A 25,672-nucleotide genomic window follows, 5' to 3' on the forward strand; every position below is an offset into this window, starting at 1 on the left:
GACTATCTCCTTCCTGTTGTTGGTTGGCTGAATTTCAGTTCACCGGAGCGAGCCAGGCGAAGCGGCCATCGCCCCGCTCGTCGGTCCACAGCGGCAGCGCGCGTCCGATGATCGCGCTCGCCGGAAACGGGCCGAAATAGCGGCCGTCGAAGCTGTCCGCGACCTTCCGGTTCATGACGAAGATTTCGCCGGCGGCGATGATGCGGCAGCCATCCCAATCGGGCAGCGCACGTCCCTTGCGGTCGCGCTCCAATGCTGTGCCAACGGCGAGCCCATCTACCGTAATGACGCGGCCGGTGCGGCAGACCTGGCTTCCAGGAAGCCCCTCGATGTGCTTCAGCATCGGCGCACCGAGAGGAAGGTAGCCCCGCTCGGCGGCCAGGAGAGCGACCGTCTCTGGCGGCTCGATGACTGCGAGCGCGCCAGCCGTAGGCGCGGCCATTTTCCCGATCGCATAGAGCCCAAGCGGCGCGCTGGCCGACGCGTTCCATAGCAGCAACGGCGGCATGTTCACGACAGCCGGAGCGACCGTCGCGACGACGGCCGTGAGTGCTGCGGCTATCCAAGCGGCGCGGCTCATGAGCTCGCTCGCTTGCGCAGCAGAAACCCCTGGTGCTGCTCAATCGAGTAAGCGGGCGGCGTTCCCCCGGCGACCAGACGGTTGTGGGTCTGACGCCAATAGTCCGGTGCTGCCTCGACCGGATCGAGGCCGGTCGCCTCGATCGCATCGATCAGCTGGAGAACCCGCTCGACTTTGTCCCAGCCCGTGATCCTGAGCAGGATCACGCCGCCTGGCCGGATGTAAGGCAGTGTCTGGTAAGGTTCGGCGGGCAAGACCGCGCGCACGATGTCGATGCGCGAAACGACAGTGCCAAAATCATTCGCCGCCCAGCGCACGAACGCAAAGACACTGCCCGGCGCAAATGCGACGACGCGGCGCCGCTTGTCGATGATCGTCTCATGGACGGCGCGTCCGAAGCGGATGCGATGCTCGATCCGCTTCTCGATCCAGATCAGCTCGACCGTCGTGAGGTCGCCACGCGGCGATTGGAGAGACGACGTCATGTGCTGTCTCCCTCGCGCCGGCCAACGCCAGTCCGCGGCTCGACCGTAAGAAGGTTAGATTGAGAGTTAGACTCCAAGTTAGGAGCGCGATTTTCGATTTCGGGTCCGCCCCTTAAGGCCGATCGCGGTTCCCGAAAGCACGAGGATGCGGTTCCCGATGGCACGATAGTTCGGGTTCCTGATGGCACGATCCTGTCAACCGGCGCGGGCGCCGGTTCGAAAGCCAGGAGCACACGGCCGCTGGCCTCGACTTCCGTGAACAGCAGATATCCCGGCAGAGGTTGGCGGCGCACGATGTCACGCAGCTCGAAAGCGAAGCGCTTGAGCGGCGAGAGGCTGCCGGACTTCTGATGCAGGTGCCGGATGTCGAAACGCCAGCCGGCACGCTGGCGTCCGCCATGCTTGCGCACCAACCGATAGAGCCATCGATCCAGCCCGCCCGTCAGTGCGAAATACGCACGGTCTATTGTCAGGATCAGCGTGTCGTCCATGACGGCGCTGTAGAACCAGTCAGGCAAGATGAGCTCGACCCCGAGAGGGCGACCATTTCGATCGAAGCGCTCCTGCCATTCATTGATCCACGAGAAGCGATGGCGCCGGCCTTCCGCAGGCTGGCGAATGGACGTGACGACGCTTGTCGACTGCAGGCGGTCAAGGGCTGCCTTGAGGCGCAGATAGTCTCGCTTCGAGACACCGCGGCCGACGAAGGTCAGCATTTCGTACGGCGTCGCGGCCATCAAACGCGACGTGCGCAATCCCGCGTCCCGCGCGTTGACGATCTGGCTTGCGGCCCAGATCAGGAAATCGGCATCCCAGATCGTCGCCATGCCGTGATCGGGCATTGCTTCGACGCGGATAGCTACATCGCCGGCGCGAAAGTCGATCGGCGCGATGCGCCTGGATTTGGCGAGGGAGAAGAAAGGATAGGCCATGAGGTCCTGCGCATCGCGTGGCGCGACGACACCAGGCAGCGCTTGGAACAGAGCAAGCTGTCCGCGTTCCGACGGTTGGCGCGTGCGTCCAGACATAGGGAGATCAGGCTCAGCGCCTCTCGCGTCCGGCATAGGCGATCAGGCGCGCCGCTTGAGGCTTGGCGGGCAGCACCGAGCCATGCGGGTCGGATGTCGAGGTCATGGCGCCACGTTCGACCCAGGCCTGGAGATCGTCGACGGCGTAGACGACGCGACCGCCGAGTTTGCGATAGGCGGGACCGGTCCCATAGGTGCGGTGCTTTTCCAGCGTGCGCGCCGAGAGACTGAGGAAATGCGCAGCTTCCGAAGTGCGCAGGTAGCGCGGCGGCAATGGCGCGGCGTCTTCGTTCATGGGTGTCTCCTTCCAGTCGCTGCGATTGAACGGCGATCGACGGCAAGGATGGAGGATGAGGAGGACGGTGATCAGGTGCGCAATTGAGGGACAGTTTTTCGCACCGCGCGGGCTGGCTCCCGGTTGCCGCCTCGTCGGCAGCAGAACTACGCCTGCTCTATCAGATTGCCCGACACATTTGACGATTTCTGGCCTGCCGACCGGCTTCTGCGCCAAGCGGACCCATTCGAGATGCCGTCCCGAAAGGCAACCAATTTGACCCAGGCTTAGCCGTCATGCGGAACAACTCGTTGATCGTGCAGGGTCGGCTCCGAACGGAGCGAAGCGAACGGCCATCCATAGAGTGGAGGTTATGGCTGACCACCGGTCGAATCTCCCTCTGTGATGGACTTCGACAAACCTTTGGAACCAGCAGCCAAAGCCACGGTTCGGGGGAGGACGTTACAGGTGAGAGGCGGGTTTCAAATATGCGTTCCGCTTATGGCACGACGACGGAACGCTCCCGACCATCCGGGACGAGGCACGAACCGAGGCCCGGCTCACGTCGCCTAGGCGATTGACGATGGCAAAGCATTCCCTGGAGCGCCCGGCGCGGTGGCGAGCGCTGCACCAAGCGGGCGCCCAGATGCAAACTGACGCAGCCGACAACAGGTGCTATCGACGGTCTATCGACGTAGAAGGCCGCATGACAGCGAAAGCGACTTACGATTCGGATGCGGGTACGTTCACGCTTGAGAAAGGCATCTGGCGAGGAACATTCCCGATCGCTGATTTGCCGAAGTGGTCGGATTTCTATCGTCGCCAGATCGAGCGATATCCGGCGCATGCTGCCAACTACGCGCCTGACATGAAGGCGCTTCAGGATCTTGCTTTGCGGATCGGCGCCAAAACGGACTGATCGCAGGCTCGTGCATCACCGGGCAAGCGGTATTTGTGAGGCCGAGAACAACTCAGCTTCGCCCTACACCTGCCAGGTAGTTTCCTGTCGCTTGAGGGATTGCTGTTCACTGTTCAGCTCGTCAAATACGCGGCCGAGCATCGAGACCTGTGAAGAGCCGAAGGGGCGACTTCGTTCGCTCGTTGTGGGACCGGCATTTAGCGCTCCAAACGAATTGTCGCTACGCACTAGATAACAAAAAGCCCGCCGGCCGGGGCCAGCGGGCGAGTTGTGGGCCTCGGACCCGCCAGGACCGAGAGCCCCTCATAGCACACTGCAGCGCTTGGGAACCTTCACATATGTGGTGCCTGCTGACCAAAGAGGTGGCTGAAGTCCGATGTCCACGCGCATTGGTCCATATCACGCAACCCATGGCGCGGCATTGCGCAGCGCTGGGCGAGCGCGTCCCTTCATCGCCAGTCCAGGATGCCCGCCAATTCGCCAGGAGGCGGGCATCCACCCTCTTCAAGCAGGTTATGGACGGCCCTGCTTACGCTTCAGCTGGTCGAGCCCACGTCGTTTCCTGAGTGACATTGCGGGTGTCATAGACCGCACCTAGCTCGCGGTGAACCTCGCCCAACTCGGCTGTGGACAAGGTCGCCCGCTGTCAGCCCGTTTCGGCTCCAGTCATCATTGCTGATGGCGTTGCCTTCCCGGATATCAAAACCGCGCTCTCCAGGCGCAGCCGATCTGCGAACTGTGGGGCTGGCCCCTCTCTTTTTCCATACGGCCACGGTGGCTGCAGGCATCGGGATTGACATGAAAAGCGCCTCGCCCGGGACCGGGCGAGGCGTTCTTCAGTTCACTCGCCGTTGCGGCGGCTGGGGCGGGACCAGATGAGGCTGTGGCCCTCGCCTTCCTCGTCGGCGAAGAGGTTAGCGTAGATCGGAGCGGTGAAGCTCGGATCGTCCAGTTTGAGGCCGAGATAATCGCGACCCTCGGTGGAGCGCTTTGACCAGGCGGCGCCGATCTCGGCCTTGCCGACCACCACGCGGTGGCTTGGGGCATTCTCGCCGCTGGCCCGGGTGTCGGGGACGATGCGCACGCCCTTGGCCTGGACGCTGAGGGTGACGATCTCGCCGGTGAACTCGTTCGCATTGGTCTTCTTGAAAGTGCCGATGGTAGCCATTTTCAGTCTCCGTTCTCTTCGTTTTCGAGCCCGCACCATGCGACCTCGATGGCGATCGAGAGGCCGGAGGCGACCGCCGCCGCATCGCTTGCGACCGCAGCAGAGCGCAGGATGGCGCAGGCGCGCGTTTCTTGGTTGCGCGAGGAATGGGCTATGCCCAGGGGAAGAAACGCGCGACGCGCCATTGCGGCATAGGCGGTCGAGGCTTTAGCCGTCCTTCGGCCAGATCAGCCGCTCGAGAGGCTCTTGGTGCGCTCTGTAAAATGATGAAGCGAGGCGATGGCGCCATCTGCGCCCGAAGAGATGATAGGAGATCGTTTCGTCGGCAGTGAGTGTCTACCATGGCCTGACTGGGCTGCACCTTTGCTCTGGCCCAAGCGCGCACGATGGCAAATCTCGGGTGTCCTATTTGGCAGATAGGCCGACTGTCAGCTCATGGGCCTCGCGAATTGGATAGCTGCCATAGCGGTCGAGACTTGACGGCGGCTTCTGGCCTCAGCGGCGCGCTATCAAGAGGCGGCCCACAAGGCGGGCACCCAACGTCCTCAGGAATGCCGTCGCCTCGCGCGCAGCAATTGGCGATAGCCACGCTCGACCATCTTCACACCATCGCGCACGAGGCGATGCGTCTGGTAGCGGAAAGCCGAGTCGTGCCAGTCGGCGGCGCTGACCAGCCGACGGCCGAACAAGACGGTTGCGACTTCGAAGTGGGATGCCTGCTGCTCCCTGCCATCGAGGCATCGCAGCATGTGGCCCAGGCGCCGGCGCTGGGCCGCGGTCAAGCGAGCATCCGGAAGGTGCTGTCTATGGATTGAACGGATGAAGCGCTCGATAGCTTCAAGCCGGTCCTGCGCCATATCGTCGAGGGGTATGATGGCGGCGAGCGGTTCGCCTTGTTTGGTGGCTCCGCGAAGCGCCAGTTGCGTCCCGCCCGGCGAAGAGCGCATATGAAGGCCAACCTCGTCTTGCCGACCTGAGACCAGTGCGACCTCGAAGGCCCTGCCCTTTCTTGCTTGCAGATCCGGCGGAACCGCCACGAGATTAACGATCCAAGGGTCGGTCTGAGGCGCCCAATAGATCGCCTGCTCGACAGCGGATAGGTCAGGCCTGGCGGCGAAACTGTAAACCCCAGCGCTTTCGCAAAGCGCGCATCGCCTTAGCCGATCGGGAGGCGGCAAAGTCTAGTTGATACTGCGGGTTGCGTCGCAGGAATTCCCAGGCAATCTCATCGGCGGCGGCGCCTTTGACGAAGGCATATGCCTGTGGGTCACGCCACTGCGATGTATCCGGCTTCATCTCGTTCTTCCCTTCTCAGGGATTTGATAGGTGGCCGCTGCGGCAAGTGAAATCCTTGGATTCCGTCATTGACGAATGATGAGGCGGCGGACGAACGTCCGCGACGGCGAAGGTCAATGCGCAGTTCGAGAGCAGGCATCTCGGATGAGGTGTGCTGGGACAAGGGTGTTCAGGTTGCCATGGGAACGGCGACCTCGTAGCGAGGCCAGCCGTACAACGCGCAGATCTGGGAAATGCTTTTCGATCACTGGGTGGTGAGGAGGGTCAGCGAAACCTTGCCTTTCTCGCGGGGCCGGCAGACGAAGCGATCAGGCGTTCCGGTTTTGCCATTGGTGCGATGTAGGCCTCGCCGAGGATGACTGTCCCCCCGGCACATCTTCCATTCTGGTATCAGCTTTGCCGACCGCGACGCTTTTCATGTCGATCACGAGATTGCTGATGTCCGCGGATTTCTCTTGCAGCGCCAACTGCCCTATCGTTTTGCATACCGTGATGGCCGGCACGTCGGACGTTTGAGCCTGTGCGCTTCCCTAGAGCAGCGCGCAGCCAACCGATGCCGCCGATGATTAGACCCACATTTTGCTAATCCCAAAGCAAAAGCCCGCGTCGCCGCGGGCTCAATGCTAGTCGAATATCCGACAGTCAGGCCTTGTCGACGAGGTTCTTCACGGCGTCCTTGACTTTGCCCCTTGCGACCTGCCCTTTACCTTTTGTTTCCTGCACTTTGCCCTTGGCCTGCTCCTCGTGGTTGTCCGCGGTCTTTCCGAGAACCTGGCGGGCCTTTCCAACGATCTCGTTGGCTTTACCCTTAACCTTGTCCGATGTGCTTCCCATAAACGGCTCCCTTCTTAGCGTGAGATATTCACTTCGCAAGAGAACCTCCTTCGCAACAATTGGTTCCACTTCCAGGAAGACGGCCGCAAAATGGGAAGCGGAGGGCGCTAGGCTGCGGCGTCATCTACGCCGTTGGGGCCTTAGATGCGACGATTGCTGGTTTCCGAACTCGGTCCAGCGTCAAGTAGATAACCGGCGTCGTGAACAGCGTGAGCAGTTGGCTCACAATCAATCCACCGACGATCGCGTAGCCGAGCGGCTGGCGGATTTCAGCTCCGGCGCCATGTCCAAGCATGAGCGGTATTCCGCCGAGGATCGCGGCTGTCGTTGTCATAAGAATCGGCCTGAACCTGAGGACAGCTGCCTCCCGGATTGCATCGACACTGGACGCGCCTTTTGCTTCGGCTGTGATCGCGAAATCCACCAGCATGATCCCGTTCTTCTTGACGATGCCGATAAGCAGTATGACGCCGATCATGGCGACCAGGCTGAAGTCCAAACCTGCCAGCATCAGAGCTCCGAGCGCTCCAAGCGCGGCAGATGGCAGCGTGGACAAGATTGTGAGGGGATGGACGAAGCTCTCGTAGAGGGTGCCCAGGATCAGATAGACCACCACCAGTGAGGCGGCGATCAGCAGTGGCACGGTCGAGAGCGATTCCTGAAAGGCTTGAGCGCTCCCGGCAAAGGAGCCTGCAAGTGATGTTGGGGGCTGCAGATTTTTGAACGCATCCGTGACTGCGACCGTCGCTGTTCCGAGCGAAGCCCCTTGTGCGAGGTTGAACGAAATCGTAGTGGCCGGGAATTGGCCTTGGTGGTTGATCGATACCGGAGCGACGCTGTCGGTCGTCCAGTGGGCAATATTGCTAAGCGGTATCAAAGTGCCATCCGCCGCCTTCACGGAGAGCCTGTCCAGCGTCTGAAGGTCATGCTGGAGCCTGGGCAGAACCTCCAGAACGACATGGAAGGTATCGGTTTGTGTCGTGAACTGTGAGACCTGCCGCTGACCAAAGGCATCGTAAAGAGTGTCGTCAATCGTTTGAGGCGCAACGCCGAAGAGCGATGCCGCTGCGCGATCGATTTTGAGTGAAAGCGTCGGCGCAACCTTTTGCTGGTCGCTGGCGACGTCGGTTACCTGCGGCAGAGCCTTGAGCGCATCGACGACTTTCGGAGCCCAGTGACCCAGTTCCTCGACATCGCTATCCTCGAGCGTGAATTGGTACTGCGTTCGCGCGGGCCGCGCGCCGATATTGATGTCCTGCGCTGCCTGCATGAAAAGCTGAATGCCCTCGACCTTGGCAAGCTCCGGCTTGAGCCGGGAGATGACCTGTTGCGCGGAGACCGTTCTTTCCGACCTGGGCTTCAGGGTGATGTTGACATGTCCCTGGTTCAGCGCGTTGCCGCCATTGCCGCCGCCGATATCCATAAAGACACTGTATACGGCCGGATCTTTGAGAACGACCTTGCTCAGTCGCTCCTGCAACTCGACCATCTTGGCGTAGGAGACTTCCGGAGATGCCTGGGAAAGGCCGCCGATGAACCCGGTGTCCTGATCAGGGAAGAACCCTTTTGGAATGATGATGAACAGCCAAGCGGTGGTTGCGAGGGTCGCAAAGAAGACGCCAAGCGTCAGCCACTGATGCCGCAAAACGCTATCTAACGAGCGCTCATAGGCATTCTGGAGGCCCGAAAAGGCGCGCTCACTCCAAAGGTAAAGCTTGCCGTGCTTCGTAGCCGCTGCAGGCTTGATAAGCCTGGCCGCCATCATCGGCGTCAGCGTCAGCGACACAACCGTCGATATGACAATTGCCAGCGTCAACGTCATTGCAAATTCACGGAACAAGCGGCCGACGATACCGCCCATCAAGAGGATCGGGATCAACACGGCAACGAGCGACAGGCTTATCGAGATGATCGTGAAGCCGATTTCGCGTGAACCGCGCAAGGCAGCCGCCATGGGCGCCTCCCCATCTTCGATATGGCGGGTGATGTTTTCGAGCATCACGATCGCGTCGTCGACCACGAAGCCGACGGCGACGACAAGCGCCATCAGCGAAAGATTGTCGATGCTGAACCCAAGCAGATACATCGGCGCCGCGGCGCCAAGGAGCGCCAGAGGCAAGGTAACCGTGGGTATGAGGGTCGCACGCAGGTTGCGCAGGAAGATGAAGATGACCATCACGACCAATGCGATGGTGACCAGCAGCGTGAACTGAACGTCTCGGACCGAAGCGCGGATGGTTGTAGTCCGGTCTGTCACCAAAGCGAGTTTGATGGACTGCGGTAATGACGCTTGCAGCGCCGGCAAGGCTTCCTTCACCCGATTGACGACCTCGATGACATTTGCGCCCGGCTGGCGAAACACATCGACGGCGATGCCGCGCTCACCATTGGTCCAATGCGCCATCTTGATGTCTTCTGGACCCAGCACCGCCTGACCGATATCCCTGATGCGGATCGGCCCTCCATCGCGATAAGCAACGACGGCATCGCTCCAGCCGGCCGCATCGGTGATCTGGTCGTTGTCGTAGATCGGAAACGTCCGCGTCGGATCGTCGATATTGCCCTTGGGGCTGCTCACGCTGAGGCCGGAGATGGCAGACCGGACGTCTTCCAAAGTCACGCCGGCCGCACCGATGCGCCCGGGGTCGACCGAGATGCGGATCGCCGGCTTCTGCCGCCCGCCGATGTTGACCTGCGCCACACCCTGCATCTGGCTGATGCGTTGGGCAATGCGTGTCTCGACCAGTTCGTCGACTTCGATGAGAGGCAAGGTGTCGGAAGTGGCCGACAATTGCAGGATCGGAGCATCGGCTGGGTTCACCTTCCTGAAGGTGGGCGGCGCCGGCAGATCCTTTGGCAATTGTCCGCTCGCGGCGGTGATCGCCGCCTGGACATCGCTGGCGGCTTGGTCGATGTCGCGACTGAGATCGAACTGGACGGTGATTTCCGTCGATCCCAGTGAACTTGATGACGTCATTTCCGTGACACCGCTAACCTTGGAAAGCTGCGTCTCCAGTGGCTGGGCAACGGAGGATGCCATGGTTTCCGGCGCGGCCCCTGGCAGGTTGGCCGCCACCTGGATGGTTGGAAAGGCGATCTCGGGCAGCGCCGACACCGGAAGCAATGGATAGGCCGCGCCGCCGAGGAACAGAAAGCCGACCATCATCAAAGTGGTCGCGACCGGATGACGGATGAAATAGGCCGAGACACCCGCCAGCCTGGATTCCTTCGGGTTATCTGTTGGATCCTTTGCCGCGGTATTCGTTGCAGAACTGGCGCTCATCCCTAATGGCCCTCGGCCGAACCGTTGGCGGCAACGGCCTGATCGGCAGGCGCTGAGGTGTTGCCAGGACCGAGAACATGGACGGTGGAACCATCCGCAATCTGGCCAAGCCCGTCGAAGACGATGCTGTCATTGTCAGACAAGCCCTTCGTCACGATGGCCATTCCATCCGTCGTCACGGAGACGCTAACCGCGTGCCTGGCCGCCTTTTGGCTGCCGTCGATCACATACGCCGAGAGGCCATCGCTGCCGCGCGCCAGGGCCTTGTCGGGCACAACGATCCCATTCACCTTTGCCACCGTCAGCCTTGTTGCCACTGGCAGGCCAGGCCACAAGGCGCCGGATTTGTTGTCGAAGGTGGCGCGCAGACGGATGGAGCCGTTCGAGGCGTTCACGATGTTGTCCATGAGGTCCAGCTTGCCCCTGGCGAGCACCCGGCTGCCATCGGTCGCGATAGCTTCGACATCGGCGACGCCGTCTTTCATCGCTTGCTGGATTTCGCCGAAACGGTCACCGGGCGCGACAAAGACGACGCTGATTGGATCAAGCTGGCTGATGGTCACCAGGCCATCCTGCGAGTTCGCGCTGACAACGCTGCCAATGCTTACCGACTTGAAGCCTGTCCTGCCGCCAATCGGCGCTCTGATCGTCGCGTAGCTGAGTTCCGTGTGAGCGCTTGCTATGGCGGCGTTGTCGGCCACGACAGTCGCCTCCAGCTGTGCCGCCGTCGCCTTCTTCGATTCGAAGTCCTGCGAGGAGACGACCTTTTTGTCGGCCAAGGCGGCGTAGCGCTCGAGATCGCTTTGTGCCGCGGCAAGGAGAGCCTGATCCTGGGCCTTTTTAGCGGTGGCGCCATCAAGCGTGGCCTGGAGCGCCCGTGGATCGAGTTTCGCCAGAACATCGTCCGCCTTGACGATGTCGCCCTCGGCGAAGTCGATTTCCGTCACCTCGCCGTCGATCCTTGGCCGGACCGTCACGGATTGCGTAGCGGCAACGACGCCGATGCCTGCGATGATCCGTGGCACGACCCCTTTCCTTGCGGCGACCACGGTCACTGGCGTTGGCTCGGGCGTCACCGATTGCGTCGCCGCCTTTGAACTCGACCCCATTCCAGATTGGAATGCCCAGATACCTGCGCCAGCGCATAGCGCAAGCGCCGCAAACCCAAGAGCGACCCGACGCGTGGACATTTTAGCTGATCCTCAAAGAAGTGCCTATGAACTCATGTGTCGCGATGAAAGTTCCCGAAGCGGCCGCGCTTGGCTGTCAGCCGGAGAATTCGGCCGCAGCGAGTGCCAACAGAAGTGTGGGAAGCATGACGACCGCTCCGATTTTCAGGAACATTGCGCCGCTGATGTCGTGGCCCTCGCGGCGCAAGGCCGTCAGCCAGAGAATGGTCGCCAGAGAGCCGGTGATCGACAGGTTGGGCCCGATGTCAACGCCGACCAGAACCGCCTTTGCGATATGATCGGACACACCAGCCGTCTGCACGGCCGTTCCGGCAACCAGCCCAACGGGCAGGTTGTTGGCGAGGTTGCTGCCGACCGCGACGGCGATGGCGGCGCCCCACGCGGTTGCGGAAACCGATTGGCTTGCCAGTTGGTGAAGGAGGTCAGCAACCCATCCGAGAAGCCCAGTCTGCTTCAGGGCTTCGACCAGAATGAAGAGGCCGGCGACCAAGGGCAGCACACCCCATGAGATGTCCTTCACGATCGGCCAGGGGCTTTTGCGTTCGACGGCCAGGATGAGCAGGGTTGTGGCCGTGGCGGCAATCGCTGTCGGTGCTCCGAGTTGCATGTCCAATGCCGAAGCACCCATCAACGCTAACGCCGTCAATGCGATGCCAACTGCTGCGAGCTTTGCGGACGCCTTCAAAGGAGGAGTAGAAATATCCGAAGTGACCTGTTGGTCGATGCGCTTCCGCTGCGACCAGGCCAGCAAAAAGTAGGTCGCGACAATCGACACGATCGAAGGAAGAAGATAGCGCGGCAGCCAGTCCAGCAGCGGCGGCATGGCCTTGCCGTAGATAACAAGATTGGCCGGGTTGGAGATCGGAAGAACAAACGATGCCGCGTTCGCGATGAAGGCGCAAATGAGTAGAAAGGGAATGGGGTCCTTCACCTTCGCCGTACGAACGGCAGCCGCGACAGCCGGCGTCAGGACCACGGCCGTTGCATCGTTGGACAGAAAGATCGTGACGACCGTTCCAACGATATAGGTCAGAAGGAACAGACGCCTTGCCGAACCCTTTGCCTGTTGGGTTGCCCAGGCAGCAAGCCAATCGAACAACCCCTCGACGCGCGCTACTTCGGAAAGCAGCATCATGCCGGCCAGAAAGAGATATACGTCGGCGCCCTGCTCTATTCCGGTCCAGGCTGTGCCGGGTGTGATCAGCTGAGCCGCGAGCAAAACAAGTGCCCCCGCCACTGCCCAGACCCATTCCGGCCATGCGAGAGGGCGTAGGATGACGCCTGCCGTAGTCAAGCCACTGATCGTCCAAATCGCGGTATTTGCGTACATTGCTTCTCGTTTGCTTTGTTCAAATCAGAGCCGCCTGGGGAGGCTGATCCTGACCCGCAAGCCACCGAGCTTGGCAGCTGTCAGAAGCACAAGATCGCCGCCATAAAGCTGCGTCAGTTCCGACGCGATCGGCAGGCCGAAGCCATATCCAGGTGCGGCCTCGTCAATCCGCTTTCCCGGGCGCAGGACCTCTGGGATCGCGGCAGCGTCCAGGCCGGGACCGTCGTCGTCGATCTCGATGATCACCTGTCGTTGATCTGTACTGACGCCCAACGCAACGCGCGACCCGGCCCACTTGCTGGCATTGTCGAGGACGTTGCCAAAAATCTCGTCGAAATCCTGGGCTTCGACAGCCACGGCGACATCGTTCAGGACCTGGACCTCATAGCTGAGGTGCCGGTCACGATAGATGGTCGCCATCATGTTCGTGATATCGCCAAGCCTCTCGGAAACGTTTGTAGAGGTTCGCGCCGGACCGGCCAGTGCAGCCACTCGAGCGCGCGCAAGGTGGTGACGGATAAGCCGCTCCATGAGCTCGAGCTGGGCGCGCATCGACGCCGACCCCTCTTCCATGGAGCTTTCCAAGCCGAGACTGAGTGAGGCCAACGGCGTCTTGAGACCATGAGCAAGGTTGGCGACGTGGCGTCGGGCGCGGGCCAGCCCTTCCGCATTTTCGGTCAGGAGACTATTGACCTCTTCAACCAGAGGGATGACCTCGATTGGCTGATCCTTTGGAACGGTGGTGCGCGTTCCTGCTCGTACATCGGCAAGGTCCGCGCGTAGCCGGGCAAGCGGCCGTAGGCCGAGCCGAACCTGGGCCAGCATGGCGCCAACCAGCAGAATTCCAAGGACGGCCAGTGCTGCTGCAAGGGGAAACAGGGCTTCACGCAACGGAGCATAGATCGCCGTGTATGGCGCCGTGGCTGCGATGGTCAAAGTCCCATTCCCAAATGGGACGTCAAGGATGCGCCAATGCAGATACTCACCCCCCGCAGTCGGGCCATCTGCCGGACGTGGTCGGCCGAACGACCGGATTGCTCCCAGCCATTCGGAGAGGCCAGAAAGTTGGTGAAGCGGGCCCGTCGGCTTCGGGGGTGGGATCGGGACATTGTCGCGCATGGATGGCGACGCAAGTCGCCCGCCCTGCCCCACAATCTGCCAGGTCCAACCTGAACCCGCGCGATCAAATGGAGGGCCGCTCAATGCCGGGCCTACTGCAAGGCGCCCTGTGCCATCTCTCGTCAGGGCGCTCGAAAGGGCCGCGATCTGCGCATCGAGGCGCTGATCGATTTGCCCGATGACAAACCGTTCGAGGATGATTGCGATGGCAATGCCGGCAATGACGAGCGCGGCCACCATCCCCACGATGGCCGCCAAACGCAACCTTCCGGCGAGCGAACGCGGCATCATTGCCGTGACGCACTCGCGGTCAACCGGTAACCGAGCCCGCGAACCGTCTCGATAAGGTCATGACCGATCTTGCGCCGCAGCCTGGCGATGATCACCTCGAGCGAATTGGAGTCAACTTCGGCATCACCGTCGTAAACGCGATCGAGGAGATCCATCCGTCCTACCACGATCTCCTTGCGCATGATGAGGCTGGACAGGACGCGCCACTCCAGCCCCGTCAACTTCAACGGCAAGCCATCCAGTTCAAACGTGCCCAATTGCGCATCGAAGGCGATCGGGCCGCAGACGACGCGCGTACGGGCATGTCCTGCTGCGCGGCGGACCAAAGCGCGCATGCGCATAATCAGTTCCTCGGTGCGAAAGGGCTTGGTAAGATAGTCGTCCGCGCCGGCCTTGAAGCCTTCAACTTTCTCCGACCAACCGTCACGGGCGGTCAGGATCAGAACAGGCAGAGCCCGCCCGGCATCGCGCCACGCTTTCAGGACGACGCTGCCGTCGACTTTCGGCAGCCCGAGGTCAAGAACGGCAATGTCGTAAGCGCCCGTTTCGCCGAGATGCTGGCCGTCCTCGCCATTACGGGCAATGTCGACGACGAAGTTTTCCTGGCGCAGCGCGTCGGCGAGTTGCGTCGCGATCGACCGGTCGTCCTCGACAAGCAGCACTTTCATCCGAGCCTCATTCTCCTATCCGGCTGGTAGGCTTGCCACCTTAACTGGACCTGAACGGCGCGGTTCAGGGTGGGTTTCAGGCCCTGGCCTAAAAGCGGTTCCATCCCAACCAGAAGGACAGGACCATGAAAAATACCCCCGAGAACGAAACGGCCCCCGAAGTGGTTGCTGAAAAACGTCGGCCTTACCTGACGAGTGTTTTCGGCGCCGGCCTTATCGCATTTGGCCTTGTGGCGGGCGCTGGAGCGACGCTTTTGGCTGTCCCGCGAGCAGATGTTGTCTTGCTGCAGCCAACGTCGATCGGCTCACTCGCGCCATACAGCACGGTCGCGGTAAAAGGCAAGGTTGCGGAGGTATTCGGCAACAAGTTCGTTATCGAGGACGGCACCGGCCGCGCATTGGTTGAAACCGGCCCACGTGGCGACAACGCCAAGCTGGTTGCGGCTGGTGAAACCCTCACGGTTCAGGGCCATTTCGATGACGGGTTCATCCATGGCGATTTGCTTGTTCATGCGGACGGACATGCCGAGAGCCTGAAGCCCCCGCGACCGGGTCCGCGTGGCCTCGTGGATCGGCTGCGCGAGCCAGAGTTGGGTCCAGCGGCTCCCGGTGCATAACAGGATCGCAAAGTAGGATATTCGTCGCCCCGATGTTCGTCCGTTCTTGGGGCGACGATTGTCACCCTTGTCAGCTATAGGCGCAAAGCTGCGATTTGTGCCATGCAACAAGGAGACGCCGGCAGGTTGCGGGCGGCGAAGGCTTCGAGGTCAATCGCCCGCAAGCATGGTATCATCGGTTATACACCAGCGGATCGGCAACGACCGCGAAAAGCTCAATGCCAGTGCGCAGAGACTAGGAAAATAAGCTGCGCGTCGGCTTATCGCGTTGGACAATCCGGTTGGTAAGAGCAGTTCGCTGAGGAAGTCAGTGTCGTATGATCTCGCAATCAAAGGGTCTTCACCGCTACGAAGCCCGCCTCAAGCGGCGGGGCTAAACTCGCGCCCATCTTTGCAGGGCACGATACATTTCTTCACCTCGTTCCGGGCCGCGATAGTGATTCCCAACGCCAACGAAGATGCACAGTGCCCGCCATTTGGCGACGACCCGCGAAATGTCTGCAAAACGCGCAGCACACCGACGCGGCGCGACCAAGACAGCCGCGTACGCGTCCTATGAAGGGCGAGGACACCGAGGGAACCACGTCGTGGACACGCCGAACGCGATGCCCGGGCGCGACCCGGACCAGTTCGACGCAACACGCCTGGTCGCTGATATTGCCTGGCAGCGACGGAAGCAAGGCTTGCAGCGGGAGCTTGGGGCCACCATCTCGGCAGGTTAGTGACGCCGCTTGTGCGGCTTTTTTTTCAATCGCTCCATGAGTTCGCGCAGCTGATCAGGAAGCCAACCTTCAATTTTGAACAGAGGCAGACTTCGCAAGTATCGACGCATCATCTTGTTGGAAAACTGCCTTCGCAGGAGCGCGGCAAGTCTATCGTTTTTGGGTGGACATTGCGGCATGGCGACCAGCGTCCTTTTGCTGACAACTCGGCTAATTTCTCTTGGTTCCGCGCGTATCTCTAATGTGGCTTCGCTCGTGCGGATCGATTTCCCGGACGATCTCGGAAGCTTCTCCGTCATATTCGTCGGCGCGCACCACCGTGAGTGTTCCGTCGCCGGCGCGGAAGATGACGATGCTGACCATCAGGCTGGTGGCGAGGCTGAAGGCGAAGGCGTTGGCTTCCATGAGGGACATTTTTCCGGCTCCTGTTCTGGAAGCGGGGAGCGATCCCCGCGTGACAGGCGCCCGATGTGTCCGGCCGAGGGCCGCAATCACCGTGGAGGCAAGGCCGAAAACGGCGGCACGCTTGCGTAGTCCGACCCTTTACGGGTTGATGGCACCAGGCCCTCGTACCGGACCAAGGAATTGCGCCGACAAACGCGGCGATCGGTTCCCTGGTCTCCATTCTCAGGACGAGATGAGATCTCGTGGTCTGCCGCCTCGCGTTCATCGACGCCAGATCGGCAGGAGCAGTCGTCCGAACGCGCCGACAGCGACGGAACTCAGAACCAAATGCCTTGAGACGATTGGGCTGGTGGCTCCTTCACGCGGCGCCGAACTTCATCACCGGAATGCCGAGCCTGCGAGCCTTGTCGGCGAGGTTGTCCTGAATGCCGGAGCCGGGAAAATGAATGACGCCAATCGGCAAGCTGTCGAGCATGGCGTCGTTGCGCTTGAAGGGCGCGGCCTTGGCATGCCTGGTCCAGTCGGGTTTGAAGGCAATCTGTGGCACCTTGCGGCTGTGAGCCCATTTGGCCGCTATCAACTCGGCACCTTTTGGTGATCCGCCGTGGAGCAGGACCATGTCCGGATGCTTGCTATGGACCTGGTCGAGTTTGGCCCAGATCAGCCGATGATCGTTGAAATCGAGCCCTCCGGTGAAGGCGACTTTCGGTCCGGGCGGCAGCAGCACCTGAGCGTCTGCATGCTTCCTCGCGGCAACGAAATCCCGGCTGTCGATCATTGCCGCGGTCAGGTTGCGATGGTTGACGACGGATCCCGAACGCGGGCGCCAGATCGAGTGGGTGTGACGCTCGTAATGCTCGGCGGCCTGGTCGCGCATCAATTCGAAGGCGTTGCGGCGTTCGAGCAGCGTCTGACCTTGGGCGATGAGGCGCTCGAGCTCGACCGACTTGACCTCGGATCCGTCCTGCTCGCGCTGCAGTCGCTGCTGGCCGAGTTCGTTTTCATCGAGCTCGCGTTCGATCCGCTTGGTCGCGCGATGGAACAGATTGACCGTACCCCACAGCAGCTCCTCGAGGTCGGGTTCAAGGCGTGTGTCGGCCATCGCCACCACGAGAGCGTCGAAGATGTCGGCGATGCTGGCTGCCACGACACGGCCCTCGGGAAGCGGGCGCGGATCTGGTTCGTCGTCGAAGGGACGGTAGCCGTAGAGCTGAAGCTCCTGAAGGACGTGGTCCATGGGTGATGATGCGGGCTGCGGCTCATAATCGGTATCGTGCTCGGAGCTCATGGTGGCTTGCCTTCGTGGGATCAGCCGCGCCCATCGCGGCCTTCATGGCGACGAAGGCGATGGACGATCCGGACTTGCATCCGAAGCGTCAGCGAAGGGCCGCAACGGCAGTGGAGGATGGCGAAGCCAGGCTATTTTGCCTCGCGATGGAAAGGCCAGAAGACGGGGTCCCGCGCGGCCCGCCGCGTGGGGTGGCAAGGGCCACCGGAAAATAGCCGGGCGCAGCCATTGCCTGTCCGGACCGGCCGGCGCCCGATCGCCCTCTGGAAGGCCGTGGGCCGGCCCTCGTCCCAGCAAAGGTCCCCCTGCGCATCGAGCGACGCATCGCCAGCATGCCACTCCCTTCCCCTTTCCGGTCAGGCCGCCAGCGTCATGAAGCGTTCGACATCTTGCGCCGCGATCTGGACCCGCAGGATCCCCCTCAGGGCATCGGCGCCGAGCAGACGCAGATCCTCGTTGAAATCTCCTAGCCGCGGCGTCAGAACCATAGCCTCGATACCGGCCGCGTTGGTGCGTTCAATAAGGGTTGCCACTGCGCCCTCGCCTGCCGGATCATTGTCACGGGCGATGTAGAGCCGCCGTAAGGTGTCAGGGAACAGGATTGCGGACAGATGCGCCGCCGACAGGGCCGCGAGTGCCGGCATGGCGGGCAGGACAGTGCGTTGCGACAGCATGGTCTCGATGCCTTCGCCGGCGGCCATGACATCGCAGCAGCCGCCGAAGCGGACTGCGTGTCCAAGCAGTTCGCCCATGGCCCGTCTCGGTGTGTCGATCGGAGCGCGGCCGAGATGGGCCTCGCTGAATCCGCCAGGATCGAGCCAGGTGCGGTGGGCGCCGGTGAGCTTGCCTTTCAGATCGGTGACCGTCGCGATCATTGCCGGCCATGTTTCGGTCGGGCCGTGCTCCGGACGGTAATAGCAGCGCGGATGACACCGAAGGCACCCGGTCTCGTGCATGGCTGTAATCGCACGCGCGCGCAGATACGTCTCCACAAGCGTTCCTGGTATCGGACGCGACATGGAGACCAGCCGCCGCGCCGCTTCGGCGGAGCCGCCGGCCGCGGGAACGGCCTGGATCCTGCGCTCGTGCGGTTCGCTCGTCGGCTGGGGCATGGACAGAAAGCGGCGCGCCTCGTCGGACACGTCCTTGAAGTCGGCCAGGCCAAGCGATTCGCGGATGACATCCAGCAGATCGCCATGCTCGCCGGTGGCGGCGTCAGTCCACTTCCCGGCGGCGCCCCTGCCGGAATCCGATCCCTTGAGACGGACAAACATCGAGCGCCCCGGCGCATTGCGGGCATCGCCAACCAGCCAGTAGCGGCCCTCGCGGCGACCATTGGAAAGGTAGCGGCGGCAAACCGCCTCCGCCCCTTGGGCGAGACGGCTTGCCAGTTCGGACGCATCGCGAGACGGCATCAGCTGGGCTCCCTCTCGCTGATGCGCTCGATCGGATGACGCTCGATGACCTTGGCGAGGACCGTGGGCCCGCTCGCGTCCGTCGGCACGAACATGCGCAGCCTCCAGGATATGATCTCGTGGAAAAGCCCGTAGGCCGTCAGCCGCTCGCGCATCGTATCGGTGAAGCCCGACAGCTCGATGCGATTGGCGCCCATGACGCGGACGCGGCGCAGATGAAGTCCCTCGGTAAGGTCGAGCATCGTTCGTCCATCCACAAGGGCGTTGAAGGCGTCTTGTGTCGTCAGCGTGCTGACGCCGGTTGCGAGCGCACCGGCGGCCCATGTGGCCGAAACCCGGCGGCCGATGATACGCTCGCCCTCGTCGGTCTGGAGCCGATAGACCCGGCTCGACTCGTTTGGAAGCCGTTTCCAGATCGGCAGGAGCAGCCCGGCGACGATGTGGATGGTCGAGTCCGAGAATGCAGTGACACCCGCGACTTCGGCGCTCCAGGCAGTGGTGAAGGTCTCGCGCTCAGCCTGCTGCCAATGACTGTCCTCCATCATGCGCAGGGAGGCATGGTGCTGTTCCATCGGTCGGATCAGCCGGACCCGCCGCTCGATTTCGCCATCATCGAGCATGAACGATGGCGCGGGAACCTGGATGGCGGCGCGGCCTGAGCGTTCGTTGACCAAAAGGATGGCCCGCTGGTCGACGAGCTGGGCGACAGCGTCCTCTACGGGCATGGGTCGGTTGCGCTGGCGCTGCTTGATGGTGAGTAGCTGCGTTTCGGCGCCAGTGCCTGGATGGGTGTAGATCGCCCGCCGATCGGTGACGACGAAGCTCTCCGCCCGCAGCGTTTCGAGCCCAAGATCATAGACCCCAGCTGCGATGGCGCCTTCCACCTTGGCTGTGAGCAGCTGCTCGAAAGCCGTGAACAGGATGTCCTGCAGTTCGACGGTGAGCGCCAGCAGGCGATTGAGGAACGTGGTGATCGGCGGCAGCTCGTCCTTGATGCCATTCTCGTCGGTCAGCGTCAGCCCCGTGGTCTGCTCGAATAGCTCGAGCGAGCAGTCCTCCACCTTGCCACGCACGATCAGCAGATAGAGCTGGCGCAGCGCATCGTGCGCATAATGCGATTCCAGATTGTCCTCTGGCCTAAACAGGCCCTGCCCGCCGGTTTGGCGCTGGCCCCGTGTGATGGCGCCCAGCGTGTCGAGACGTCGGGCAATCGTGGAGAGGAAGCGTTTCTCCGCTTTCACGTTGGTGGCGATCGGCCGGAAAAGCGGCGGCTGGGCCTGGTTGGTCCGATGCGTGCGGCCGAGACCCTGGATGGCGGTATCGGCCTTCCAGCCAGGCTCGAGAAGATAGTGGACGCGCAGGCGCGTGTTCCGCGCCGAAAGCTCCGCGTGGTAGCTGCGGCCTGTCCCGCCGGCATCGCTGAACACCAGGATGCGCTTGACGTCATCCATGAAGGCCTGCGTCTCGGCGAGATTGGCCGATGCTGCGCGGCCCTCGACCATCAGGCGATCACCCTTTCTGACGATGCGTCGAGAGCGGCCCGTCACCTCCGCCACCATGTCGGTGCCGAAGCGCTGGACGATCTGGTCGAGCGCACCAGGAACCGGTGGCAAGCTGGCCAGCTTCTCGATCAGGGCCGTGCGGCGCGCGACCGCCTCGCGGCTTTCAACGGGTTGGCCGTCGCGAAACACCGGCCTCGACGACAGGTTCCCTTCCGAATCCGTGAAGGGTTCGTAGAGTTGAACTGGAAAAGAATGCTCGAGGTAATCGAGCACATATTCGCGCGGCGTGATGTCGACGCGGACATCGTTCCATTCCTGTGCCGGCACCTCGGCCAGCCTGCGTTCCATCAGCGCCTCGCCGGTGGAGACGATCTGAATCACCGCCGAATGCCCGGACTGGAGATCCTGCTCGATCGAGCGGATCAGCGTCGGCGTCTTCATCGACGTCAGCAGGTGACCGAAGAAGCGCTGCTTGGCGCTTTCGAAAGCCGAGCGCGCGGCCGACTTGGCCTGGCGGTTCAACGTGCCGCTGTCGCCGGTAATGTTGGCGGCCTGCATGGCCGCGTCGAGATGGTTGTGAATAACGGTGAAGGCGCCGGCGTAGGCATCGTAGATCCGCCGTTGCTCAGGCGTCAGTTCATGCTCGACCAGTTCATATTCGACGCCGTCGAAGGACAGCGAGCGTGCCGTGTAGAGGCCAAGCGCTCGAAGATCCCGGGCGAGCACCTCCATTGCCGCCACGCCACCCGCCTCGATCGCCTCGACGAACTCCGCGCGGGTCGAGAAAGGGAAGTCCTCGCCGCCCCAGAGACCAAGCCTCTGGGCGTAGGCCAGATTGGCGACGGTGGTCGCTCCGGTGGCGGAGACATACACCACACGGGCGCCGGGCAAGGCATGTTGCAGGCGCAAGCCGGCGCGGCCCTGCTGCGAGGGCGCGACATCGCCACGCTCTCCCTTGCCGCCGCCGGCATTCTGCATGGCGTGCGCCTCGTCGAATATGAGCACTCCGTCGAAGTCCGACCCCAACCATTCGACGATCTGCCTGACGCGCGAAACCTTCTCGCCGCGGTCGTCGGAGCGCAGCGTGGCATAGGTTGTAAAAAGGATGCCTTCGGGAAGCGTGATGGTGCGCCCTTGTGGGAAACGCGATAGCGGCGTGACCAGCAGACGCTCCATGCCAAGTGCGGCCCAGTCGCGCTGTGCGTCTTCAAGCAGCTTGTCGGATTTCGATATCCAAACAGCCTTCCGCCGGCCTTGCAGCCAGTTGTCGAGCACGATGCTCGCCGATTGCCGGCCCTTGCCGACGCCGGTTCCGTCGCCGATGAAGAAGCCGCGCCGGAAGCGCACGGCTGCCGGCGCATCATCAGGTGCTGCTTTAACAAGATCGAGCGTGGGGTCGACTGACCACGATCCGGCGAGAAACCCGCGATGGGCCTCGCCGGCCAGAATCACTGTTTCGAGCTGGGCGTCGGAGAGCGAAGTCAGGATATTGCGTGGCAGGGTCGGACGGTAAGTGGGCTTGGGCGGTGCGACCGACGCCATCGCCGCGGACTGAACCAACCTGGTCGGGTGCGCCTGTGAGCCGGGAATACGGATCGTCTGCAGTCCATATTGTTCATAGATCGCGTCGGTCAGCCGTGCTCCTTCGTCCGGCGTCCAGTCGGCCGTCTCATACGACAGTTCAACGCCGACCGGCTCGGACAGCCGGTGACCTGGGCCCGCGACAGGGCGGGCGAGATAACCGCGGACAGTGCGGGGCGCGACAATCGCGGGAACCACGCGGACCGCCTCGGCGACCGGCCGCCGGGCCGGCACGTGTTCCTCGACCCATTGGAGCAGCGTAGCGACATCGGGCGCAAAGCCGGGCGAGGCCGGAATGAAAGAATTATCGCCAGCCGACGTCTTGTCGATGACGGTCAGCCGGGTCTCGATCGTCGTGCCATGCCTGGCGTAGACGGCGCCATTGATAGTGGCGGTGAAAACGACGCGGGCATGCTCCTGGAGTCGTGCAAACGCATCGCGCCAGGCCGGCATGTCCGGCCCGAGACTCGCACCGGTGATGGTGACCAGCCGGCCCCCGTCGACAAGCCGGGCGAGTGCCGACATGGCGATAGGCAGCATCCGCAACGCGGCCATGCACATTGGCGAGGACCGAGAAGGGCGGGTTCATCAGCACGACGGTGGGCAGGCTGGCGGGATCGAGATGATCGTCGATCTGGGCCGCGTCGAACCGCGTGACCGTAAGGGCCGGAAAGAGATTGGACAGCACCCCGGCCCGCATCTCCGCAAGCTCGTTCAAGACAAGCGAACCGCCTGCGATTTCGGCGAGGATGGCAAGCAGCCCGGTACCGGCGGAGGGTTCGAGCACTCGGTCGGACGCCGTTATGGCGGCCGCCGAGACGGCTGCCAGACCCAGCGGGATAGGCGTCGAGAATTGCTGCAGCGCCTGAGTTTCCTCGGAGCGGCGGGTATGTGTGGGCAGAAGGTTCGCAATCCGGCTGAAAAACGGCAACGCGGACGCCATGGAACCGGTTTTGCGCAGAAGCGACCTGCCGTATTTGCGCAGGAACAGGACGGTCGCAGCCTCGCAGGCGTCATAGGCCGTCTTCCAGTCCCAGGCGCCGGTCGTGTCGGACGCCCCGAATGCGGCTTCCATTGCAGCCCGCAGGACGGCGGCATCGACGGGCCGGCCGCATTCGAGGTGGGGAAGCAGACGCAGGGCCGCCGCGTAGACTGATGCGGCTCGATCGACGGGCGCAGCGTCGGGAGGGACCGGGTTGCTGGCTGATGTCGGAGACAGGAAGTTCATCGGAGATCCTCTGGAGAGCGGAACCGGGAAAGCCCATCGGCGCTCTCTCTGACCGCACGGGCTCAACCCGACCCGTCCGGACACTCGCTCTCACCCAAGTAAAAACGCCCGGCCCTCTTGGGAGAGCCGGGCGGCGGTGCTGAAGGAGAACGGCCTATTCGGCGGCGTCCAGCTGTTTTTCTTGCTGGTCGACCAATGCGACGTCGCCGCCACCTGCCAGGAACTCGGGCAGAACCTCCTCTTCGTCGCCAGCTTTGGTGTCGACCGCTTCGACATCAATGTCGACAAGCCGCAGAGGCTCGGGCAACCAGCCACTATCTGCGAGCAGGCGTTCGGCCTCCTTCGCCATGTCGCCCTTCTTGAGATGATCGATGAGCTGGGAGGCGGCCTCGCCCGCACCCTCGCGAACGGCTTCGAGGATACGCGCCTTGGTGACACGCCCGAGATAGTTGCGGACGGTGGGTCGCCATCCGGCGTCAATCATGTCGAGCCCAACTGCCCGGGCAAGGTGATCGGCATCCGTAAGGCGCTGCTGGACGCCGTGCGTTGAGATGGCGCCGTTACCATAGCGATCGGCCCTTTCGTAAAGGGCGTTCACGCCGAAGGATGCGCAATGGGCGAAGAGCTCCGCCTGCTCGATACCCGTCAGTGCGGAAAGTGCGTCCCATAGGCCGACGACATCACTTGGAAGACGCTTTTCCCAGGCCTCGTGGCGGGCCTTGATCGAGCGTGCATATGTCGTGTCCCGAAGCCCTTCGGACTGGACCGGAAAGACCGTGCCGCGGACAAAGACTTCCATCGCCACGCCTTGCGCGCTGTAGCGAGAGAAGGCGTCACGAACGAATTTGTGAAGCACAGCCAGAAAGGCAGTTGCCGGATCGTTCGCGAGCTTGTCGCGCAAAGCCAGTGTGCGATCCGCGGTCAACTCCATGATCAGGCGATCCGGCAATGGCTTGTTGCCATCCTCCTCTTCCTCCTCGGGGTCCGCCGGCTGGCCACCGATGGTGATGACGGCCCGCTGAACCGAAGCCGCCGCGTCGACATCGGACCCGTCGACGCCGGGATGGTTGCCACCCTCGGGCGTCATGGGCGCTTCGTCCTCCGGCTTGACGTAGCCGCGTTCGACGAGAAGCGTTCCGTCTGTATCGATGCTGACGAAGACGCCCGCTCGCGCGATTTCGGCGGGATCGAAGCGAACGGGACGCGCCTCAAGCGACTTGATCGCGGTTTCGATCTCGCCAAACCGCTGATCGACCTCATCGGGCAACTCGTCCGCCTCCTCGTACTGCGCCTGAAGCTTGTCGAACTCTTCGCGCAGCGCATCGAGCGTTACCTGCTCGTCGCTGGTGAGGTCTATCTTCGTGCCCTCAAGCTCGCGCAGGCCGTTTGTCGCGCCATAAGGGAAGCTCACCGCGACTTCGATCCACTTCCAGCCTTCGTTGGCAATTTCGTCAGCGATCGTCTGCAGCTTCTCGGTGACCAGCCGTTCAAGCAGCGCAACGTCCTGCAGCCACCCGCCATCATCCGATTGGAACAGATCGCGCAGCACTTCACCGCCTGCCGCCTCATAGCGCTCCAGATCGACGAACACGGCCCGCTTGTCGGAGGCGCGCACCGTGTTCTCGGTCAGCATGCGGCGGATCTGGTATGGCTCTTTCGACCAGTTGTTCTTGATCGCCTCCCATACCTGTTCCTGCCGGGTGTGATCGTTGCTGACTGAGAATGCCTCCAGTTGGGCGATCGTCATGCCGTCATCGGCGTAAATCTCAAGAAGCGCAGGCGAAACCGCGGTGAGCTTGAGGCGCTGTTTCACTGCGCTGGTCGAGATGAAGAACGCGGCTGCGATCTCCTCCTCGGACATGCCTTCGTCGAGCATTTCCTTGAACGCGCGATATTGGTCGAGAGGATGAAGCGGAGCGTGTTCGATGTTCTCGGCGAGGGAAATTTCCTGCGCGAGGATCGGTCCCAAGGGGTTGCCGACGACACAGGGAACGGACGCGGTCTTGGCGAGACGTTTCTGGTTCACAAGCATCTCGAGCGCGCGATAGCGGCGTCCTCCGGCGGGGACCTCGAACATGCCGGTCTCGCCGCCATCGGCATCCAACACGGGACGAACATGGATGCTCTGGATGAGACCGCGCCGGGCGATAGAGGCAGCCAGGTCTTCGATCGACACGCCGGCTTTGATCCGTCTGACATTGGTTTGCGCAAGCACCAGCTTGTTGAAAGGAATGTCGCGCGACGGCGACAGGGTGATCTTCTGAACGGCGTTGGCCATCTGGGTTTCTCCGCGACGGGCGCCGAGAGCCTCTCTCTCGGCCTTGAACCCGTCACGAACCCCCTCCAACCCCTCTCCCTCTCCTGCCAGCACGATCCGCAACGCCGTTGATCGCCAACCGAGCCGGCATCGCGCGCAACCTGGAAAAGCCCGCGGCCGTGAGGCTGTCTC

General features: G+C 62.4%; 20 protein-coding genes and 1 pseudogene. 2 read left to right on the forward strand and 19 right to left on the reverse strand.

Translation table 11 applies throughout. From position 1 onward, the window contains the following. Positions 1-34 precede the first annotated feature (34 nt). From FJ988_RS07495 to FJ988_RS07510, 4 genes are read right to left on the reverse strand one after another with little or no spacing between them, the layout of a single operon-like run. Complete coding sequence (locus FJ988_RS07495) at positions 35-580, reverse strand: S26 family signal peptidase (protein WP_140816102.1); 546 nt, start codon at positions 578-580, stop codon at positions 35-37. After that, entirely contained in the window at positions 577-1,065 is a 489-nt protein-coding gene (locus FJ988_RS07500) for a DUF2840 domain-containing protein (RefSeq protein ID WP_140816103.1), read from the reverse strand. The genes FJ988_RS07495 and FJ988_RS07500 overlap by 4 nt, the downstream gene beginning before the upstream one ends. Further along, a complete protein-coding gene (locus FJ988_RS07505) occupies positions 1,062-2,093 on the reverse strand; it encodes a replication initiator protein A (RefSeq protein WP_140816104.1) in 1,032 nt (343 codons plus the stop codon). Before FJ988_RS07505 ends, FJ988_RS07500 begins: the two co-directional genes overlap by 4 nt. Before the next feature lie 13 nt (positions 2,094-2,106). After that, the gene (locus FJ988_RS07510) at positions 2,107-2,388 is read right to left on the reverse strand and encodes an AlpA family transcriptional regulator (protein WP_140816105.1); all 282 of its coding nucleotides are present in this window, start codon (positions 2,386-2,388) and stop codon (positions 2,107-2,109) included. Positions 2,389-2,950: 562 nt separating this feature from the next. Here FJ988_RS07510 and FJ988_RS07515 point away from each other — a divergent pair. Beyond that, complete coding sequence (locus tag FJ988_RS07515) at positions 2,951-3,286, forward strand: hypothetical protein (RefSeq protein ID WP_140816106.1); 336 nt, start codon at positions 2,951-2,953, stop codon at positions 3,284-3,286. A gap of 841 nt (positions 3,287-4,127) precedes the next feature. Here FJ988_RS07515 and FJ988_RS07520 read toward each other — a convergent pair. The 10 genes from FJ988_RS07520 to FJ988_RS07565 all read right to left on the reverse strand — a co-directional run bounded on the left by FJ988_RS07520 (position 4,128) and on the right by FJ988_RS07565 (position 14,465). Further along, entirely contained in the window at positions 4,128-4,454 is a 327-nt protein-coding gene (locus tag FJ988_RS07520) for a DUF736 domain-containing protein (protein WP_181183450.1), read from the reverse strand. Positions 4,455-4,456: 2 nt separating this feature from the next. Then, positions 4,457-4,639 (reverse strand): hypothetical protein, encoded by a 183-nt coding sequence (locus tag FJ988_RS30770; RefSeq protein WP_181183451.1) that lies wholly within the window; start codon positions 4,637-4,639, stop codon positions 4,457-4,459. Positions 4,640-4,999: 360 nt separating this feature from the next. Beyond that, positions 5,000-5,491, reverse strand: coding sequence for a DUF2285 domain-containing protein (locus FJ988_RS07525; protein ID WP_246688460.1), 492 nt, complete (start codon positions 5,489-5,491; stop codon positions 5,000-5,002). Between the two features lie 64 nt (positions 5,492-5,555). Next, complete coding sequence (locus FJ988_RS07530; protein WP_140816107.1) at positions 5,556-5,750, reverse strand: transcriptional regulator domain-containing protein; 195 nt, start codon at positions 5,748-5,750, stop codon at positions 5,556-5,558. A 642-nt stretch (positions 5,751-6,392) separates the two neighbouring features. Further along, a complete protein-coding gene (locus tag FJ988_RS07540) occupies positions 6,393-6,584 on the reverse strand; it encodes a CsbD family protein (protein WP_140816108.1) in 192 nt (63 codons plus the stop codon). A gap of 124 nt (positions 6,585-6,708) precedes the next feature. After that, positions 6,709-9,750, reverse strand: coding sequence for an efflux RND transporter permease subunit (locus tag FJ988_RS07545; RefSeq protein WP_246688467.1), 3,042 nt, complete (start codon positions 9,748-9,750; stop codon positions 6,709-6,711). A gap of 119 nt (positions 9,751-9,869) precedes the next feature. After that, the gene (locus tag FJ988_RS07550; RefSeq protein ID WP_181183452.1) at positions 9,870-10,922 is read right to left on the reverse strand and encodes an efflux RND transporter periplasmic adaptor subunit; all 1,053 of its coding nucleotides are present in this window, start codon (positions 10,920-10,922) and stop codon (positions 9,870-9,872) included. A gap of 211 nt (positions 10,923-11,133) precedes the next feature. Further along, positions 11,134-12,387, reverse strand: a complete 1,254-nt coding sequence (locus tag FJ988_RS07555) for an arsenic transporter (RefSeq protein ID WP_140816111.1) — start codon at positions 12,385-12,387, stop codon at positions 11,134-11,136. 24 nt (positions 12,388-12,411) lie between these two features. Next, a complete protein-coding gene (locus tag FJ988_RS07560) occupies positions 12,412-13,764 on the reverse strand; it encodes a sensor histidine kinase (RefSeq protein ID WP_181183453.1) in 1,353 nt (450 codons plus the stop codon). Between the two features lie 29 nt (positions 13,765-13,793). Beyond that, positions 13,794-14,465, reverse strand: coding sequence for a response regulator transcription factor (locus FJ988_RS07565; protein ID WP_140816113.1), 672 nt, complete (start codon positions 14,463-14,465; stop codon positions 13,794-13,796). A 125-nt stretch (positions 14,466-14,590) separates the two neighbouring features. On the opposite strand from FJ988_RS07565, the gene FJ988_RS07570 reads away from it, so the two are divergent. Then, positions 14,591-15,082, forward strand: a complete 492-nt coding sequence (locus FJ988_RS07570) for a hypothetical protein (protein ID WP_140816114.1) — start codon at positions 14,591-14,593, stop codon at positions 15,080-15,082. A 932-nt stretch (positions 15,083-16,014) separates the two neighbouring features. Here FJ988_RS07570 and FJ988_RS07580 read toward each other — a convergent pair. The 5 genes and pseudogenes from FJ988_RS07580 to FJ988_RS07600 form a co-directional block, all read right to left on the reverse strand. Next, complete coding sequence (locus FJ988_RS07580) at positions 16,015-16,218, reverse strand: hypothetical protein (RefSeq protein WP_140816116.1); 204 nt, start codon at positions 16,216-16,218, stop codon at positions 16,015-16,017. A gap of 349 nt (positions 16,219-16,567) precedes the next feature. Beyond that, positions 16,568-17,497 (reverse strand): DUF2493 domain-containing protein, encoded by a 930-nt coding sequence (locus tag FJ988_RS07585; RefSeq protein WP_140816117.1) that lies wholly within the window; start codon positions 17,495-17,497, stop codon positions 16,568-16,570. Positions 17,498-17,853: 356 nt separating this feature from the next. Next, entirely contained in the window at positions 17,854-18,912 is a 1,059-nt protein-coding gene (locus tag FJ988_RS07590; RefSeq protein WP_140816118.1) for a toprim domain-containing protein, read from the reverse strand. Next, a pseudogene (locus tag FJ988_RS07595) lies at positions 18,912-23,223 on the reverse strand (strawberry notch-like NTP hydrolase domain-containing protein). Before FJ988_RS07595 ends, FJ988_RS07590 begins: the two are co-directional and overlap by 1 nt. Positions 23,224-23,377: 154 nt before the next feature. Continuing rightward, positions 23,378-25,501, reverse strand: a complete 2,124-nt coding sequence (locus tag FJ988_RS07600) for a ParB/RepB/Spo0J family partition protein (protein ID WP_140816119.1) — start codon at positions 25,499-25,501, stop codon at positions 23,378-23,380. Between the last annotated feature and the right edge of the window lie 171 nt (positions 25,502-25,672).

Origin of the sequence: Mesorhizobium sp. CU3, from assembly GCF_006442965.1 — a bacterium.
Classification (GTDB): Bacteria; Pseudomonadota; Alphaproteobacteria; order Rhizobiales; family Rhizobiaceae; genus Mesorhizobium.